Origin of the sequence: Gluconobacter sp. P1D12_c (genome assembly GCF_018812105.1) — a bacterium.
Lineage (GTDB): Bacteria > Pseudomonadota > Alphaproteobacteria > Acetobacterales > Acetobacteraceae > Gluconobacter > Gluconobacter oxydans_A.
This window is the reverse complement of sequence record NZ_JACSIQ010000181.1, coordinates 1-606: the sequence shown is the minus strand read 5'-3', so window position 1 is coordinate 606 and position 606 is coordinate 1. Positions and strand designations below refer to the sequence as shown.

The 606-nt window shown below is 57.3% G+C and carries 1 protein-coding gene; it reads right to left on the bottom strand.

The window, feature by feature from the left end; translation table 11 throughout:
- Window positions 1-498, bottom strand: a 498-nt coding sequence (locus tag KP705_RS16215) for a DUF4158 domain-containing protein (RefSeq protein WP_215764989.1), incomplete at its 3' end; no start/stop codon positions are given.
- Between the last annotated feature and the right edge of the window lie 108 nt (window positions 499-606).

The following is a 606-nucleotide window of genomic DNA, read 5'->3' as shown; positions in this document are numbered from 1 at the left end:
CACCAAGGCTTCAATGACAGTGACCGACGGCAGGAGAATGCTTCGGCGACGCATCTCGTCAATCAGGATCGCAGCCATGCGGGATGGCTGGGTCACATGATGTGCAATTGGCATCGCGAAACCGGTCATGTCATGAAATGCCGACCGATCGAAGGTTCGGTAGCCATAACGCTTCATCAGGTGGGCCAGATGGGATCGACGGGTTTCGTCACGACGTCCGTAATGGGACCAGAGCCCAGGGGACAGGTCGAGCTGCCGCGCAACAAATGACAGAATGGGAGCCGGTGGTGTTTCACCAGATTCCAGCACCCGTCCCGGCCAGCGCATGTAGAGCATGACCATCGTGAAACCCAATCGGGAGGTTTCTCCGCGGCGGGTTGCGATCAGATCGAAGTCATCCTGGCTGAGTGTAAAATGTCTCGTGATCTCGCGATCATCGACAGAAGGCTCGTAATGTCGGGCGAGAGCTTCACGGGTCAGAAGACGGCGCCGCGCCATGATCGGATGTCTCCTTCATGTGTCCGGAAGGGGATCGTTGGACGGACTGTCCCGGACAAGTGCAACACGTCATGGAATACAGCCGTGTGCTGTGTCTCATAAAGGTGG